14 protein-coding genes are annotated in these 17,384 nt (G+C 39.2%); 7 read left to right on the top strand and 7 right to left on the bottom strand.

What is annotated here, in order from left to right; translation table 11 throughout:
- The first annotated feature begins 90 nt into the window (after window positions 1-90).
- Window positions 91-1,671, top strand: coding sequence for a TerC family protein (locus JEP71_RS09575; protein ID WP_109373472.1), 1,581 nt, complete (start codon window positions 91-93; stop codon window positions 1,669-1,671).
- Between the two features lie 148 nt (window positions 1,672-1,819).
- Here the strand turns inward: JEP71_RS09575 and dcuC are convergent, their stop codons facing one another.
- The 5 genes from dcuC to apbC all read right to left on the bottom strand — a co-directional run bounded on the left by dcuC (window position 1,820) and on the right by apbC (window position 8,064).
- Window positions 1,820-3,181: an anaerobic C4-dicarboxylate transporter DcuC gene (gene dcuC, locus JEP71_RS09570; protein ID WP_198620469.1), complete on the bottom strand. Its 1,362-nt coding sequence runs from the start codon at window positions 3,179-3,181 to the stop codon at window positions 1,820-1,822.
- A 275-nt stretch (window positions 3,182-3,456) separates the two neighbouring features.
- The gene (asmA, locus tag JEP71_RS09565) at window positions 3,457-5,394 is read right to left on the bottom strand and encodes an outer membrane assembly protein AsmA (RefSeq protein WP_198626149.1); all 1,938 of its coding nucleotides are present in this window, start codon (window positions 5,392-5,394) and stop codon (window positions 3,457-3,459) included.
- Window positions 5,395-5,440: 46 nt separating this feature from the next.
- Window positions 5,441-6,022 (bottom strand): dCTP deaminase, encoded by a 582-nt coding sequence (gene dcd / locus JEP71_RS09560; protein WP_006537532.1) that lies wholly within the window; start codon window positions 6,020-6,022, stop codon window positions 5,441-5,443.
- 67 nt (window positions 6,023-6,089) lie between these two features.
- Window positions 6,090-6,731, bottom strand: a complete 642-nt coding sequence (gene udk, locus JEP71_RS09555; protein WP_109373469.1) for a uridine kinase — start codon at window positions 6,729-6,731, stop codon at window positions 6,090-6,092.
- Between the two features lie 220 nt (window positions 6,732-6,951).
- Window positions 6,952-8,064 carry an iron-sulfur cluster carrier protein ApbC gene (gene apbC, locus JEP71_RS09550; protein WP_036912151.1) on the bottom strand — a complete coding sequence of 371 codons (1,113 nt, stop codon included), beginning with the start codon at window positions 8,062-8,064 and terminating at the stop codon, window positions 6,952-6,954.
- A gap of 204 nt (window positions 8,065-8,268) precedes the next feature.
- Between apbC and metG the strand changes: the two genes are divergently transcribed.
- The 6 genes from metG (at window position 8,269) to sanA (ending at window position 15,468) form a co-directional block, all read left to right on the top strand.
- Window positions 8,269-10,296, top strand: a complete 2,028-nt coding sequence (metG, locus tag JEP71_RS09545; RefSeq protein ID WP_198626148.1) for a methionine--tRNA ligase — start codon at window positions 8,269-8,271, stop codon at window positions 10,294-10,296.
- 134 nt (window positions 10,297-10,430) lie between these two features.
- Window positions 10,431-10,904 (top strand): CidA/LrgA family protein, encoded by a 474-nt coding sequence (locus JEP71_RS09540; protein WP_198626147.1) that lies wholly within the window; start codon window positions 10,431-10,433, stop codon window positions 10,902-10,904.
- Entirely contained in the window at window positions 10,904-11,599 is a 696-nt protein-coding gene (locus JEP71_RS09535; protein WP_100159648.1) for a CidB/LrgB family autolysis modulator, read from the top strand. Before JEP71_RS09540 ends, JEP71_RS09535 begins: the two co-directional genes overlap by 1 nt.
- A 200-nt stretch (window positions 11,600-11,799) precedes the next feature.
- Window positions 11,800-12,684: a cytidine deaminase gene (cdd, locus tag JEP71_RS09530; RefSeq protein ID WP_198626146.1), complete on the top strand. Its 885-nt coding sequence runs from the start codon at window positions 11,800-11,802 to the stop codon at window positions 12,682-12,684.
- A 213-nt stretch (window positions 12,685-12,897) separates the two neighbouring features.
- Window positions 12,898-14,595, top strand: coding sequence for an NAD-dependent malic enzyme (locus tag JEP71_RS09525; RefSeq protein ID WP_196533004.1), 1,698 nt, complete (start codon window positions 12,898-12,900; stop codon window positions 14,593-14,595).
- A gap of 141 nt (window positions 14,596-14,736) precedes the next feature.
- The gene (gene sanA, locus JEP71_RS09520; protein ID WP_198620464.1) at window positions 14,737-15,468 is read left to right on the top strand and encodes an outer membrane permeability protein SanA; all 732 of its coding nucleotides are present in this window, start codon (window positions 14,737-14,739) and stop codon (window positions 15,466-15,468) included.
- Here the strand turns inward: sanA and yeiB are convergent.
- Window positions 15,465-16,616, bottom strand: a complete 1,152-nt coding sequence (gene yeiB / locus JEP71_RS09515) for a DUF418 domain-containing protein YeiB (RefSeq protein ID WP_198620463.1) — start codon at window positions 16,614-16,616, stop codon at window positions 15,465-15,467. The genes sanA and yeiB overlap by 4 nt on opposite strands.
- A gap of 13 nt (window positions 16,617-16,629) precedes the next feature.
- A complete protein-coding gene (folE, locus tag JEP71_RS09510) occupies window positions 16,630-17,289 on the bottom strand; it encodes a GTP cyclohydrolase I FolE (RefSeq protein WP_023581251.1) in 660 nt (219 codons plus the stop codon).
- Between the last annotated feature and the right edge of the window lie 95 nt (window positions 17,290-17,384).

Genomic DNA, 17,384 nt, shown 5'->3' with positions numbered 1-17,384 from the left:
ACTGATAATAATTTATTGAAAAATTCCTTCAAATTGCTCATTATTCTCAAGTCGGCATATGCCGTCTTTATAGAAGGTAAAACAAACTGTATGGAATGGATCTTAGATCCGACAATCTGGGTAGGACTCTCCACCTTAATTGTTCTCGAAATCGTACTTGGTATTGATAACCTTGTTTTCATTGCTATTCTGGCAGATAAACTCCCAGCAAAACTAAGAGATAAAGCACGTATAACAGGCTTATTGTGTGCCCTTGTTATGCGAATTGTGTTGTTATTTAGTCTCTCTTGGCTTATCACTCTGACAAAACCTCTTATTACACTGTTTGATCATCCTTTCAGTGCAAGAGACTTGATCATGCTTCTCGGAGGGATATTCTTGCTGTTCAAAGCCACAATGGAGCTTAATGAACGGCTAGAAGGTAAAGATCACAACGAAGGGAAACAACGCAAAACGACCAGCTTTTGGTCTGTCGTTGCACAAATTATCGTGCTGGATGCGGTATTCTCGCTTGACTCAGTGATAACCGCTGTGGGTATGGTTGATCATTTAGGTGTTATGATTGCGGCTGTTACTATTGCAATGTTCTTGATGATCCTTGCAAGTAAGCCTCTAACAAATTTCGTCAATAACCACCCAACTATTGTTATCTTGTGTTTAAGCTTCTTGCTGATGATTGGTTTTGCATTAGTTGCCGAAGGCTTTGGCTACGCCATTCCAAAAGGTTACCTATATGCAGCGATTGGCTTCTCTATCATGATAGAAGTCTTTAATCAGCTTGCACAATTTAACCGTCGCCGTTTCTTATCGGCTTCTCGCTCTTTGCGTGAACGTACAGCAGAAGCGGTTCTACGTATTATTAATGGTAAACCTGAATCTTCTGAATTAGATCCTCACACATCTGATTTAGTCTCCAGTTCAGAAGAAGTGTTTGATCCTCAAGAACGCCAAATGATTGTACGTGTGCTTGGTTTAAGCCAACGTAATGTTAACAGTATCATGACGTCTCGCCATGATGTTGAATACGTAGACTTAAATGCAACACAAGATGATATTCGCCAATTATTGGAAAAGGATCCTCACTCTCGCCTAGTGATCACAGATGAACAATCTGGTGATGAACCTGTCGGTGTTGTTAATGTTATTCAACTACTGAATCAACAGTTGCGTAATGAACCTCTAAACTTACGTTTATTGGTCACTCAACCTTTGATTTTCCCTGAAGGTTTATCTTTACTGCAAGCGTTAGAACAGTTCCGCAGTGCTCACACTCACTTCGCTTTTGTTGTAGATGAATTTGGTTCAGTAGAAGGGATCGTGACGCTGACTGACGTTATGGAAACTATTGCAGGTAACTTACCTGTCAGTTCTGAAGAAAACGATTCACGTCATGATTTGGTTCAAAACGAAGACGGTTCATGGACTGTAAACGGTTTTACACCACTTGAAGACTTAGTGCTTTATATTCCAATCAAACTGGATGAAAAACGTGAGTATGAAACCTTAGCAGGCTTATTAATGGAGCATTTACAACGTGTTCCAACTGTTGGTGAGAAGATCCTTATTGATGGCATTGAATTTGAGCCGTTAGAAGTGAACAACCATCGAATTAATAAAGTTCGAATTGTTGAACCTACACCAGAAGACGAAGAAAACGTTGACGAAGCGTAATCCCTGTCAAAATAGCAAAATATCCGCCTTTAAGGCGGATATTTTTTATCTGCATTTTATGTACCATAAAAAACGAGCTTTGTTTTCACACAAAGCCCGCCAATAAAATTTAAAATAATAATTTATTATTAATTCAATGAGTTAATAATTAACCTAATGTACTTGGTACAAGAATTTCAGTTGCAACAATAACAATAACCAGCCCTACTAATACGGGTACAGAAACACGCTTCATCACTTCAAAAGGTGAAATTTTTGCCATACCCGATACGGCAACGACAACACCAGAAACTGGTGATAATGTACGACCTAGGTTTGAAGCTTGTAACATTGGGATGGTTAAATAAGCTGGGTTAACACCCATATTGCTTGCTAAACGAGGAATTAACTCAACGAATGCATAGAATGGCGCATTACCAGAGCCTGTGGTCATTGCCGCTAACATGGTAATTAATACCAGTGCAATCATCATCACAATGGCACCTGAGCCTAATGACTGAGCACCTTCAATTAACGCATTGATAAAGCCAACGGTTGTTAAACCTTGAGCGAATACCCCAGCAGCGACTAATAACATCACAACTTGTGCAAATGCATCTGCCATACCACGGTAAGCCACTTCTAAGCCTTCAAAAACTTGTTTTGCACTGAAACTACGAATAAATTCGATAACAGCCGCTAAAATCATACAGATAATAATAATGGCAACAATATGAAGTTCTGGTAACCATTTACCATCAAAAACGAGAACACCGATAATTGGCGTGAAAGGCAAAATTGCATAGAAACTTGGTGCGTGAGTTTTGATCTCATTCACGTCTAACATTTCTGTTTCGATATGCTCTTTACGGTCAAGATAACGCTGCCAGAAGAAGTGAGCGATACACATACCCATAATTGCAGCAATAGAGATAGGCAATGTGGTTTTAAATGCGAAATCAATCAGCGGCATTTGAGATGCTTCAGCAGCTAAAATAACATCACCTGATGTTGGCGCTAAGATAATAGAAGCTGGAGACGCACAGATTGCAGCAGCAGCTCCGCGGCTAATTCCCATATTCACCATAACAGGGAACAGCGTTGCCATTAATAACACACCTAAACCTGTTGCTGATGAAACAGCCAGTGACATCAAACATGCAACAATGTAAGCCGCAACCATCAGCAGATAAGGTGAGTTAATCATTTTCAGTGGGCGTGATGCTAATTTTACAACAACATCATTAGCGCCAATGTGCGTCATATAAGCAGCGAAACCACAAAGTATCATGATCATCATACCTAAATCGCCACCACGGCTCATTAGTAGATTTTTCACATACTCGACAATATCAATTAAGCCATAGCCTGTTGCAGTCGCACTCGCAGGTAAAACAGCCCTTCCCATAATTACGCTGATGATCAGTAATAACAGACCACCCGTCATTAAGACACCTGTTGCTGAATAGCCTTTTACGATATAACGTCCAACACCTACGGCAACGAAGGCGCCGATAAGAATTTCGATCATTTATTTATCCTGTCTAAAATAGTCATTTATAAAATGAAGTTTTTTATTTTTATCATCATTTTTGCGTTTAGTGCGATTGACACACTCTGCCCAAAGGCAACGTTGCAGTGTATGACATATATCAAAAAAAACGACTATTTTTTTACATATACATAGCACGAATGCTTACTTTTCATTCAAAACATAAATTAAATGATAGATATAAAGCAAAAAGCACACAATTATCAAAATAGTGTGCTTTTATTAAGAATGTGATGAAGTTAAAAATCGTGAAACTAGATTTTCTTCAATAGCTGATTAAGTGCTTTTACTTCAGGGCTTTCGGCATCTTGTTTATTTAGCCAATTATCGATAGCTTGCTTGGCTTTTTGCTGTAATTGATCGCGCAATAATTTTTCAATATTAAGTTCATATTGAATAGCATTCCAATCACCATAGAGTCTTAATGGAATTTCAATTTTAGCCAATTGACGGATAAATTCATTTTCTTTACCCCAACCTTTTTTGATATTAACAAGTAACATCACATCAAGATCATGGCGTTGAAGATCCACTTTGCCCTGCCCTTTAATTTGATAAGCCTCTGCTTGAGCATCAAGTGAATTAATGGTTACTTTTCCTTTTGGCGCTAACTTAAATTGGGCAATCACATTATCTGCTTGGGTATAACTTTCAATATCTTCAGGGTAAATCACTTTATCCGTCGCTTGAGCGACTGATTGCTGAATAACCTGTGGTACATTTAATCCCTGCATTTTAAATTGGGTAACAGAGGTATTAAGTGTACCTTGCCAATAACGATAAAAAGCTTTTCGGTTATATCCCGTTCCTTCTAAATTCCCTTTTGCTGAAATTAATCCACTGAAATTTTCAGGTTGATTAAAGACACGCAATAGTGGCTCTAATGGAATATTGTTCATTGTGATATCCATGCTGATATGCGCTGGCACAATGCTTGTTGAGATAACCGTTGGCAGTGAAAAATCACCTTGAAGGATTTGCCCTGTTAAGGTTTGAATATTCAGTGAATTAGGGTTATTTAATGCATCAAGTTTAAAATTATTAATCTCTAAATCTTTATAGAGAAGCTTATTCAGGGCTAATTTCAGTGTAAATTCAATATCCCCCCAACTCGTTAGATCATATTCTTTATTTTCAATGGTAACTGAAGTAATAACCGGTTTTGCCATAATGGTGGCATTCGGTGCGGGTGCCGCATGGGCTGTACTAAATAATGAAAATGAAGGAGGTATATGATTATCAGTCGTTGGCACTAATAACGCATTTTCTGATACGTTAGCTGTTGCTAATTCTGGCAATAAAGTATTTAAATTTAGCATTTCACTCTTTAAATCAACTTGATAGCGAGTAGCATCTGCAAATTCTGCACTGATATTACCTTGCAATTGACTATCATTAGCTGTGAGATTTAAGTTCTCAAGTGAAACTTTTCTTACGCCCTCATTTTGGATCGTAAAATCTGAAGTTAAACTTCCTACAATTCCATTTTCAGGGATCTCGACTCCTGATAAAGCGTAATCTAACTGTGTGATCTTACCCGTAACTTGGTAAGGATAGCTGTTCATATCCACATCAGCAGCAACATTTAGCGTGATCTCACGACGGTCACGATTCACTTTCGTGCTCATCTCAAGACTAACTTGTTTTTTCTCGTCTGTTTTCAACGATAAATCAATATCACGTAAATTAAGTTGCTCACCGTCTTTCATTTGCCAAATAATTAAGCTGTCTGAAATTTTTACTTTGGCGATATTCAACTGCCAATTATTGGCTCTAGGTTCGACAACTGGGTGAGAAATATCTCGAGGAGTAAAAGGTGGTGATATTTTAGGAATAGCTTTACTTTCAGGTGTTTGGCGAACTACGGCACCTTTAAGCATGACTTCTTTTACTTCAAGTTGATGAGAAAGTAGCGGTAATAACTCAACATCAAGACGCATATTATCGGCAGTAATAAAAGGCATTTCAGCACCTGGTGCTGTCAATGACATTTTACCACTGATAATGCTTAACTTTGGCCACACATGCCAACGCATATCATCTTGTAATGTGAGTTTATAACCGCTTTGTTTTTCGACCCTTTCAACAAGGTATCCACGGAAATCATTCGGGTTAATGAGTAAAACTAACGCTGTTAAGCCTGCCAAAATAACCACAAGCAAGATAGCCAGTGTTGTCAAAAACCTTTTCATATAATTACCCGCTTAGTGAACATGATAATGATGATTATAAAGATAGTTAATCTTCACTAATCCGACTACCAACAGCACCTTGTTGATTTTTATATTTTGCATCTTGACGACGATTATAAGGTCTATCAGCAGAACCAGACATAGGTTCAAAGCTTAATGCACCAATAACCATACCTGGTCTTAATGCGAGAGGAAGTTTACCTGAATTAAAAAATTCTAATACGATTTGTCCATGCCAGCCGGGATCAATACGATGAGCGGTAACATGTACCATTAAACCTAAACGGGCTAATGATGAGCGTCCATCTAACCATCCAACAACATTATCAGGCAAAGTGACTGACTCAAGTGTCACCGCTAACGCTAATTCACCCGGATGTAAGAAAAATGCTTCACCTTCAGGTAACACAATTTCATCACTCATTACACGTTCTAGCGCAGCGTTCACTTCAGCCTTAGGGCCACTCAAATCAATATAAGCAGCAGTATGACCTTGGAAAACACGAAATTGATTTCCTAAGCAAACATCTGCTGTTGCGCCGTTAATTCGCTCGACGGGCGGGCGGGGTTCAATGACTAATTTACCTTCATCCAGCCACTGAATAATATCACGGTCGCATAATCGCATTTTATTTCCTTCTTCAAGTTAAACAGGCAGTTTCATCATGCATGAAAGCTGCCCACAAATGAACCTATTATTCGCAGAACTGCCCAATTTTTGCTTTCAGAATATCAATCGCAACGCGGTTTTTACCCCCTCTAGGTACAATAATATCGGCATATTGTTTAGAAGGTTCAATAAACTGGAAGAACATAGGACGAACGGTTTTATTATATTGTTCAATGACTGAGTCTAAGCTACGTCCACGTTCATTCACATCACGTTTAATTCTACGCATTAAGCAAATATCTAATGGCGTATCAACAAAGATAGAGAAATCCATCTCTTCACGCAGGCGTTTATCTGTTAATAACAAGATGCCTTCAATGATAATAACTTTTTTAGGTTGAAAAGGAATGGATTCTGTTTTGCGAGTGTGAGCAACGTAGTCGTATTGAGGGAGTTCGATGGTTTTTCCTGCTTTTAGTTCACACAAATGCTGATATAAAAGTGCGTGATCCATCGAATTTGGGTGGTCATAATTGACCTTATATCGTTCTTCCATCGTTAAATCACTTTGGTCACGATAATAACAATCTTCTGGTATCACCCCGATATTATGATCACCTACTTGCGCTCTTAATTCGCGGTAAAGTGTACTTGCAATAAGACTTTTACCCGAAGCAGAAGCTCCAGCGATACCTACAATTGTGCACTGATGTGCTGTGTCAGCCATAATCAAAAACCTGGTTTGAAATAAAAAGAGGGATAACGTAATAATATGTAAATATTACGCTAGCGCAGATTATAGTTTTGAAATCACTCTGGTTCCAGCGTAAAACCAGAAATCTATTCGTTTTTTATCAAAAACAGTCGGAAATCGCATGTAAAAAATGGAAAGCCAAATAGCTCTCCATTTAAATCAGCAAATAACTCAACGTATTATTTTACTGTCATTACACTGCGCGGAAAGAAATTTCCGTTGGGATTGCATCGCCATCCCAATACATTTGAGCAGACACTGTTGATGCGATTTCGCGATAAATATCAGCAAATTCGCCTTCAGGATCACGCATCACTGTTGGTTGCCCGCGGTCTAAGTCTTCACGTAAAGAGATATGAAGAGGAACTTGACCTAATAATTGGCAATGATATTTCTCTGCCAATTTCGCCGCACCACCAGTACCAAAGATAGGTTCAAGGTGACCACAGTTACTACAAATATGCGCGCTCATGTTTTCAATAATACCTAATACAGGTACATTGACTTTCTTAAACATGACGATCCCTTTCATTGCATCCACCAGCGCGATATCTTGTGGTGTTGTTACCACAACCGCAGCGGTTACAGGGATATTTTGAGATAAGGTTAATTGGATATCACCTGTTCCCGGCGGCATATCGATAACGAGATAATCCAAATCAGGCCACAGCGTATCTTGGAGCATTTGCATTAATGCTTTGCTCGCCATAGGACCACGCCATACCATTGCATTATCATCTGTAACTAAATAACCGATAGAGTTAGATGCTAAACCATAAGCCATAATCGGTGCCATATGTTGTCCATCAGGAGACGTTGGACGCTCCATTGTGGTACCCAACATATTCGGAATAGACGGTCCATAAATATCAGCATCAAGAATACCTACTTTAGCACCTTCTTGTGCAAGAGCTAATGCAAGGTTAACTGCTGTACTTGATTTACCAACGCCACCTTTACCAGAGCTCACAGCAAGAATATTACGCACACCATTAACGCCTGGTAGATCATTTGCACGGCGTAAGGTTGAAATATTGTGCTTGAGTTTCCATTCAATGGCTTTTGCACCAGTGATGTTGCGAAGTTCAGCTGTTTTTTCTTCGATTAGGACTTGGAAAGGTTTTTTCCAAACAAATGGCATCACTAACTCGATATGAAGAACATCGTCAATCATCGCACATTGATGTAATGCTTTTAGAGAAAGCAGATTACGCTTCAATGTCGGGTGTTCAAAAGTAGACAAGACACCTGAAACTTTTTCGTTCAGAATCTCAGGGGTGGTCTGCTCGGGGGATTTATCACTCATCCCGGCTCCTCTCGTTTTCATTATTTATTAAATATATGAGTGCATCTATCATATCAGATAGTAGATGACTACGTTAATGCCTTACCTCAATTTGCCAACTGAAATTTCTCTTGCAAAAACTCGATTATTGCCCTAGCGACATCATGACGGATCGGTTAACATCAAAGTCCCTTTTATTAATTTTATGGAAGTAAGATCCTTACTATGTCTCACGTCGCGAATAAATTATTGGTAACCTGCGCGTTACCTTATGCTAACGGTTCAATTCATCTCGGTCATATCCTTGAGCACATTCAGGCAGATATCTGGGTCCGTTATCAACGAATGCGCGGCAAAGAAGTTCATTTCATCTGCGCTGATGACGCTCACGGCACTCCAATTATGCTGAAAGCTCAACAACTGGGTATTACGCCAGAAGCCATGATTGAAGAAATGAGCAAAGAGCATCAACAGGATTTTGCTGGTTTTAATATCAGTTACGACAATTATCACTCTACACACAGTGAAGAGAGTCGCCAATTATCGACTAAAATTTATCTTGCACTGAAAAAAAATGGTCACATCAAAAGCAAAACTATTTCTCAGCTTTATGATGAAGAAAAAGGCATGTTTTTGCCTGACCGCTTTGTAAAAGGCACTTGCCCTAAATGTAAAGCGCAAGACCAATATGGTGATAACTGTGAAGTTTGTGGCTCAACTTACAGCCCAACAGAATTAATTAATCCACGCTCTGTTGTATCAGGTTCAACGCCTGTTATGCGTGAAACTGAACACTATTTCTTCGATTTACCTGCATTTAGCAACATGTTACAAGAGTGGATCCGCTCTGGTGCTCTGCAAGAGCAAGTTGCGAATAAAATGCAAGAGTGGTTTGACAGCGGTTTACAACAGTGGGATATCACTCGTGACGCACCTTATTTTGGATTTGAAATCCCAGATGCACCGGGTAAATATTTCTATGTATGGCTAGATGCACCAATCGGCTACATGAGCTCTTTCTTAAACTTATGTGAAAAGCGTGGTGATTTAAGTTTTGATGAGTTCTGGAATAAAGACAGCAAAGCAGACCTTTATCACTTTATTGGTAAAGATATCGTCTATTTCCACAGCTTATTCTGGCCTGCCATGTTAGAAGGCAGCGAATACCGCAAGCCAACCAACCTGTTTGTTCACGGTTATGTCACTGTCAATGGCGCGAAGATGTCAAAATCTCGTGGCACCTTTATTACAGCTCGTGCTTACCTTGATCATTTTGATGCAGATTGCCTGCGTTATTACTATGCGGCAAAACTTTCCTCACGCATTGACGATATTGACCTAAACTTAGAAGACTTTGTTCAACGTGTTAACAGCGATATTGTTAATAAAGTCGTTAACCTTGCATCACGTACAGCGGGTTTTATCAGCAAGCGTTTTGATGGCAAATTAGCTGATTCTTTAGATGATGCTAAGCTTTATCAACACTTTGTTGATATGAAAGAAACTATCGCACAGTCATTTGAAAATCGTGAGTTTGGTAAAGCAGTTCGTGAAATCATGGCATTAGCGGATGAAGCCAACCGCTATATTGATGAAAAAGCGCCGTGGGTTGTAGCAAAACAAGAAGGTCAAGATGCACAGCTACAAGCTATCTGTACAATGGGTATTAACTTATTCCGTATACTGATGACATATCTGAAACCTGTTTTACCTTCATTAACAGAACGTACAGAAGCCTTCTTGCAAACTGAATTAACATGGGATGCGCTTGAGCAACCACTGCTAAATCAAGATATTACAAAATTCAAAGCGCTGTTTAACCGCATTGAAATGGATAAAGCTAATGCAATGGTTGAAGCATCTAAAAGCACCATTGCACCAGTAAAAGAAGTGACTGGTCCATTAGCAGATGACCCAATTCAAAAAACCATCAACTTTGATGATTTTGCGAAAATCGATATGCGTATTGCTGAAATTAAACAAGCTGATTTTGTTGAAGGATCAGACAAGTTGCTGAAACTAATTTTGGACTTAGGCGGTGAAACTCGCCAAGTATTCTCTGGTATTCGTACAGCATACCCAGATCCAAAAGTGTTGGAAGGTCGTCTAACCGTTATGGTAGCAAACTTAGCACCTCGTAAAATGCGTTTTGGTATTTCGGAAGGCATGGTAATGGCAGCAGGCCCTGGTGATAAAGATATCTTCTTACTCAGCCCAGATTCTGGTGCAAAACCGGGTCAGCAAGTGAAATAACAACCAAGATTCATTTGCCAAATAAATAAATGGCGGGGTTCTATAAGAGCCCCGCTCTTTTTTTATTGTGATCCGTAGCACACTTTCAAAATCGGTGTATGATAAATCTGTTAGTTGATTTGGGACACTTACTTATGAAATCTAAACGGGCACGAGTGCAGATTACACTTTGGCACTATCTACGATCTTTTTTGGTACTTTATCTTTGTCTTTTTGCAGGTAATCTTATTTCAGCCCTTTTGCCCTTTGCGGTTCCAGGCAGTATTGTTGGCTTACTGATCCTTTTTGGTTTACTTGCTTTCCAGCTTATTCCATTACGCTGGGTAAAACCGGGTGCCAATATTCTATTAAAAAATATGACATTACTCTTTATTCCTATCGGGGTAGCCGTCATGAACTATTATGATTTATTAAGTCAGCAACTCTTCCCGATTGTTTTAGCCTGTATAGTCAGTACCTTTGGTGTAATGGCATTGGTTGCTTATTGTTCACACTACGTTCATCGTGAACGCATTATTGTTGGTGCAAAACCAGACCAAGTTGAAGATGTTGTTGTAGCAAAAGGAAAAGACGACGATAAAGCGTTAAGTGAGAAGAAAAAATGTTAATGTTAATGAATATCTGGTGGTCACTTCCTCTCACCATAATCGTCTTTTATTTATCACGTAAACTTGCGGCTCGTTATAAATTACCAATATTAAACCCGTTGCTTATTGGTATTGCAGTTATTATTCCCATTCTATTAATCACGCACACACCTTATGAGCATTATTTTGCAGGTAGTCGTATTTTAAATGACTTACTGCAACCTGCTGTTGTTGCTTTAGCGATACCGCTTTACCAGCAATTACACCAAATTCGCGCACAGTGGAAATCGCTGATCAGTATTTGCTTTATTGGTAGTATTGCCGCAATGGTCAGTGGTACTGCAATTGCCTTATGGGCAGGAGCAACACCCGAAATTGCTGCATCAATTTTACCTAAATCAGTGACAACGCCTATCGCAATGGCTGTCGCAGATTCCATAGGTGGTATTCCTGCAATCAGTGCTGCATGTGTTATTGCAGTAGGTATTTTAGGTGCCATTTTTGGTCACACACTCTTTAAAATACTGCGTATTCCTACTCACGCATCTCGTGGTTTAGCAATGGGAACCGTTTCTCACGCAGTGGGAACAGCAAGAGCGGCTGAAGTCGATTATATTGAAGGTGCTTATAGCTCACTGGCATTAATGACCTGTGGGATTATTACTTCCCTTACAGCGCCATTTATCTTCCCTATTATTTTGCATCTTTATAGTTGATACCTTTCTTATTCTCCATTCTTAAATCCTCGATTTAATTAAATTTATTTCGGGGATTTTTACTATAAATTTGAGATACATCTCTCAATTAATGAATTTGTTGCAATTGTTTCATTGAAAATATGATTTTCATCACATATAAGAATGGGTAAAGATGCCTAGAATCTTATAATACAGAAAGATTAATGGGAGACTCATGTATGCATACTCGTTTTCAGGCAATTTGGTCAGATTTATCCCCTCAGTTACAACAAGCACTTGCTCCTTATCTTGAGCAGGATGAATTCCCTGCAATGTTTACGGCAGAACAGGTCAATGCCATAAAAACACAGTTACAATGTAATGATGATGCCTTAGCCCTAGCACTTCTACCAGTTGCCGCAGCTTGTGCTGTCGCGCCAATCTCTAATTTCAAAGTGGGTGCGATTGCTCGTGGCGAAAGTGGTAATCTCTATTTCGGTGCCAATATGGAATTTGCTGGCGCACCGCTACAACAAACGGTTCATGCTGAACAAAGCGCCGTGACTCATGCATGGTTACGTGGTGAATCTCGCTTAATCTCAGTCACCGTTAACTATACACCTTGTGGTCATTGCCGCCAGTTTATGAACGAATTGAACAGTGGCACCCATATTCAAATTCAGTTGCCGGGTAGAAAAATGGCAACATTAGGCGATTATTTACCTGATAGCTTTGGTCCGAAAGATCTCAATATCACCTCTTTATTAATGGACAAAGTTAATCACGGTTACAAAATTGATAACCCTAGTGAATTAGCACAACAGGCACTACAAGCTGCCAATCGTAGCCATGCTCCTTATAGTGGATCGCACAGTGGTATTGCTGTTCAAATGAAAAATGGCAAAATTTTCCAAGGTAGCTACGCTGAAAATGCCGCATTTAATCCAAGTTTACCGCCATTACAAGCGGCATTAATTTTATTAAATATGGCAGGTGAGTGTGTGATGGATATTGAATCTGCTGTCTTAATTGAAAAAGCAGAGACAATTTTAACGCAATGGGATGCAACACAAGCAACATTAACTGCTTTAGGTTGCCACCAAATGCAACGCATCACTTTGTAAAAAGTTTTAACTTATTCCTCTAAAAATCTCTCCTAAAAAAGCATCAGCATGTAAATTTTGCTGATGCTTACCAGAAAAAGTTGTAACAACCGTATCTATCTCTCATTTCCAAGCATAAAAATCATAAAAAAATAACATAAGCTGTACATATTTTTATTATTTTGTAGGATCTACAATTGTCATGTGACTAACTGCCTTACAAGAGTATTTTTCATGGAACTGGAACACGAAAGTAAACGCCCTCTCTACATCCCGTATGCAGGCCCAATCCTGCTTGAATTTCCCCTGTTAAATAAAGGTAGTGCTTTTAGCGATGAAGAACGCAGTACCTTTAACTTACATGGTTTACTGCCTGAAGCAGTAGAAACCATTGAAGAACAGGTTGAACGCGCTTATCGCCAATATCTTGATTTCAAAAACGATAACGATAAACATATTTACCTAAGAAATATTCAAGACACTAACGAAACTCTATTTTACCGTTTATTAGAATCTCACCTCACTGAAATGATGCCAATCATTTACACACCAACAGTGGGTGAAGCCTGTGAACATTTCTCCGATATTTATCGTCGCGCTCGCGGTTTATTTATCTCTTACCCTAACCGCGCCAATATCGACGATATGCTACAAAACGCCACTAAACAAAACGTAAAAGTGATTGTTGTGACTGATGGCGAACGTATTCTTGGTTTAGGTGATCAAGGTATCGGTGGTATGGGCATTCCTATCGGTAAACTCTCTTTATATACCGCGTGTGGTGGTATTAGCCCAGCTTACACCCTGCCTGTTGTGCTAGATGTGGGAACGAATAATCCACAACGCTTAAACGATCCACTGTATATGGGATGGCGTCATCCTCGTATTACAGGTGATGAATATAACGAGTTTGTCGATGAGTTTATCCAAGCTGTTAAACGTCGCTGGCCAAATGTTTTACTACAATTTGAAGATTTCGCACAAAAAAATGCGATGCCTTTATTAAATCGTTATCGTGATGAATTATGTTGCTTTAATGACGATATTCAAGGTACAGCGTCGGTCACTTTAGGTAGCCTAATTGCAGCAAGTCGTGCTGCGGGTCGCCAATTAAAAGATCAAACTGTCACTTTCTTAGGCGCAGGTTCTGCGGGTTGTGGTATTGCCGAGCAAATCATCGCCCAAATGAAATCTGAAGGTTTAAGTGATGAGCAAGCGCGTGAACGTATCTTTATGGTTGACCGTTTCGGCTTATTAACAGACAAACTGCCAAATTTACTTGATTTCCAAAGCAAACTTATCCAAAAAAGCGAAACTATTGCTGATTGGCAAACCGAAAGCGATGCTATTTCACTACTAGAAGTGGTTAAGAATGCAAAACCAACTATTTTGATTGGTGTTTCAGGACAAGCAGGCTTATTCACTGAAGAAATTATTCGTGAAATGCACAAACACTGTGAACGCCCTATCGTAATGCCATTATCTAACCCGACGTCTCGTGTAGAGGCGCGTCCTGAAGATATTATCAACTGGACTGATGGACAAGCTTTAGTAGCAACAGGTAGTCCATTTGCACCAGTTAAATACAAAGATAAAGAATATCCAATTGCACAGTGCAACAACTCTTATATCTTCCCAGGTATTGGATTAGGTGTTATCGCATGTGGTGCAAAACGTGTTACTGATGCCATGTTGATGGTGGCAAGTCGCGCATTAGCAGATTGCTCACCAATGGCAAAAGACGGTGATGGATCTCTGTTACCTTTACTGGCTGATATTCAAAAAGTTTCGCGCTATATCGCAAAACAAGTTGCAAAAGAAGCACAAGTACAAGGTGTTGCTACTGTTACTTCTGATTCAGCATTAGAAGAAGCAATTGAACGTAACTATTGGTCACCAGAGTACCGTATTTACAAAAGAACCTCGTTCTAAGTAGTTTGAAACACTAAGTACCATTCCGAAAAGCGCGTCATTACTTAATATGAGGCGCTTTTTTCTTGCTTCCCTATCGCCGCTCAAGTAGCCTTAACTATTATGAAAGTCATTCGTTATTTGCGTCATTAAGGCAAGGACATGCTAAAACGCCTCATTTATCTTTTTCTCACAATTTTTATTCTACTTGCAGTCACCTTGATTGCCTGCGATCGCTGGATCGGGTGGAAAACCAATCCCTATATATTTGAAGACGTGGATACATTACCTGCTAAAAAAGTGGGCATGGTGTTAGGCACATCAAAGTACTATACCAGCGGTTATATAAATCAGTTTTATCAATATCGCATCCAAGGCGCGGTAAATGCTTATAATAGTGGCAAAATTCAGTATTTATTGCTCAGCGGCGATAATGCAAAACATAGTTATAATGAACCAAATACGATGCGTAAGGATCTCATTAAAGCGGGCATTCCTGCCTCTCGTATTGTGATGGATTTTGCAGGCTTCAGAACACTTGATTCAGTAGTACGAACAAAAGAGGTATTTGGTACAGATGGATTTACCATTATTACTCAGCGTTTTCACTGTGAACGAGCTGTTTTTATCGCATTAGAAAAAGGAATTGATGCACAATGCTTTGCGGTTGCATCGCCTAAAAGCATGTTTAAAGTACGTGTACGTGAAGTATTTGCCAGAGCAGGTGCCATGATTGATGTTTATATTCTAAACCGCGAACCACGCTTTTTAGGGCCGCCAGAAACTATTCCCGCAATACAATCTATTCCTGAAGGCATTAAAGGTTATCCTGCGGTTTCACCAGAGGAAGTCGAATCACTTCCTCTAAATGAAAATAATCATGAAAAAAGCTAAAAGAATTGTGCTAATTTCGAGGCTGATTTACGCCAAATCCACTCTATTGGCCCTTGTGGAAAATAACGTAACCAAATCACAGCAAAAGCAATATTGATTGCCCAAATGACGGCAACAAAAGGCATCAGTTCAGGTAGAGTAAATTGATTAAATAGCCCCATACGCTGAAATAAATAAATACCGATAACACTTTGCATTAAATAGGTTGTTAACGCCATTTTGCCAACACAACGTAAAGCATAGGCAAAATAAGAGTGTTGAATAATATTCCAACTCCAATAAAACAGCGCAATATACCCCAAACTTTGCATCACTTGGATCAACATGGTTAAAGGTTGTGCCCAAATAGCCGCCCAGCGGTAATCCCAATCAAGATAATAATCCACCAGCACAATAACCGTTTGTAAGCTTAAACTAATTGTGAGGAAATAAAGTGCCACATGACCATAATGAGCGCGACTAAATTTCTGCTGCAACCAACCTGATGCCATTAATGCAGAACCCATCAACATCGCACCAAACAAAAACCAACTGTATTGACGTACTAGATTAAAAACAAAAAGACTTAGTTCATTCAAACGATAATAAACACTATTTAAATAAGGCCCTGTTTTCCAATCTGATTCAGACAATTGAGAATATGGCGTGCTATACCAAACGGTATCAATAAAATCACGATAATAGTAAAACAGCGCACCTAAAATCAGTGCACCACAAAAATAGAGTATCACTCCCAATATAAATTGGTGCTTTGTTGCGATTGATTTGATAAACGCAAAAACAAATAAACCACATATACTATATGGAAATAAAATATCCCCTTCCCAAATAAATAATGTGTGAATAACACCAATTAATGCCAGTACAACTAATCGCGATAAATTAAAACGAGTTCCTTTATACAAAAGGAGATAAAGCGTACCACCAAATAGCAACGCAAAAATAAAGAGGAATTTTCCTTGAGCAAACAGATTTAATGCCATCCATGTTATACGATCACCAAAAGAGGCTTCTCCCGAATGTAATGGATTAAATGAAGCCACTCTTAATAATGCAAAACCTGAAATATTGAGCAATAAAATGCCAAGGATCGCCATTCCTCTCAACGCATCGAGGGCTTCAATACGTTGATGAGACGATTCATTCATTTTTATTTAAATCTCAAAGATGACGAACAGCGCGCAGAAACTCCTGACGCGTATTTTGACTAGATTTAAATAACCCGCCTAATGAAGTTGTTGTTGTTGCACTAGTTGCATCACGAATACCACGAGCTTTAACACAATAGTGAACCGCATCAATAGAAACAGCCACATTTTTTGTGCCTAGTAACGTTTGTAATGCGATAAGGATTTGCTGCGTTAAGCGCTCTTGAACTTGAGGACGCTGAGCAAAGAATTGCACAATTCGATTAATTTTAGATAACCCAATCACTTTATCTTTCGGGATATAAGCCACAATAGCTTTACCATCAATGGTGACAAAGTGGTGTTCGCAAGTACTTGTTAATGTGATATCTCGTACCGTCACCATTTCATCAACTTGCATTTTATTTTCGATTAGTGTGATTTTGGGGAAATTGTGGTAATCCAGCCCTGAGAAAATTTCATCAACATACATTTTAGCGATACGACGAGGAGTTTCAGCTAAACTATCGTCGCTTAAATCTAGATTTAACAGCTTCATCACTTCTGTCATATGATGTTCAATTTGCTGTTTGCTCTCACTTGGAGAGAGTTTCGGTTCACGAAGAGGCGTTTCCAAACCGCGTTCAACTAACGCAGCGTGCACCCATTGCGCCTCTTTACTTAATGATGACATTGGACTCTCCGATAAACACATTAATTAAGTAGCCGTTATCGCTCTTAGCAACAACAGCCTACACTTTAGATGACCTCAATCACATTATCCAGCAA

This window comes from Proteus sp. PR00224, from assembly GCF_016238105.1.
Lineage (GTDB): Bacteria > Pseudomonadota > Gammaproteobacteria > Enterobacterales > Enterobacteriaceae > Proteus.
Note: the sequence above shows the minus strand (reverse complement) of the source record. Positions and strands in the feature narration are given on the sequence as shown.

Excerpts from the sequence above, each read along its gene's own strand:
- dcuC (WP_198620469.1), bottom strand. The coding sequence starts at position 3,181 with ATGATCGAAATTCTTATCGGCGCCTTCGTTGCCGTAGGTGTTGGACGT.
- JEP71_RS09525 (WP_196533004.1), top strand. The coding sequence starts at position 12,898 with ATGGAACTGGAACACGAAAGTAAACGCCCTCTCTACATCCCGTATGCA.
- asmA (WP_198626149.1), bottom strand. The coding sequence starts at position 5,394 with ATGAAAAGGTTTTTGACAACACTGGCTATCTTGCTTGTGGTTATTTTG.
- folE (WP_023581251.1), bottom strand. The coding sequence starts at position 17,289 with ATGTCATCATTAAGTAAAGAGGCGCAATGGGTGCACGCTGCGTTAGTT.
- apbC (WP_036912151.1), bottom strand. The coding sequence starts at position 8,064 with ATGAGTGATAAATCCCCCGAGCAGACCACCCCTGAGATTCTGAACGAA.
- cdd (WP_198626146.1), top strand. The coding sequence starts at position 11,800 with ATGCATACTCGTTTTCAGGCAATTTGGTCAGATTTATCCCCTCAGTTA.
- JEP71_RS09575 (WP_109373472.1), top strand. The coding sequence starts at position 91 with ATGGAATGGATCTTAGATCCGACAATCTGGGTAGGACTCTCCACCTTA.
- udk (WP_109373469.1), bottom strand. The coding sequence starts at position 6,731 with ATGGCTGACACAGCACATCAGTGCACAATTGTAGGTATCGCTGGAGCT.
- metG (WP_198626148.1), top strand. The coding sequence starts at position 8,269 with ATGTCTCACGTCGCGAATAAATTATTGGTAACCTGCGCGTTACCTTAT.
- JEP71_RS09535 (WP_100159648.1), top strand. The coding sequence starts at position 10,904 with ATGTTAATGAATATCTGGTGGTCACTTCCTCTCACCATAATCGTCTTT.
- dcd (WP_006537532.1), bottom strand. The coding sequence starts at position 6,022 with ATGCGATTATGCGACCGTGATATTATTCAGTGGCTGGATGAAGGTAAA.
- yeiB (WP_198620463.1), bottom strand. The coding sequence starts at position 16,616 with ATGAATGAATCGTCTCATCAACGTATTGAAGCCCTCGATGCGTTGAGA.
- sanA (WP_198620464.1), top strand. The coding sequence starts at position 14,737 with ATGCTAAAACGCCTCATTTATCTTTTTCTCACAATTTTTATTCTACTT.
- JEP71_RS09540 (WP_198626147.1), top strand. The coding sequence starts at position 10,431 with ATGAAATCTAAACGGGCACGAGTGCAGATTACACTTTGGCACTATCTA.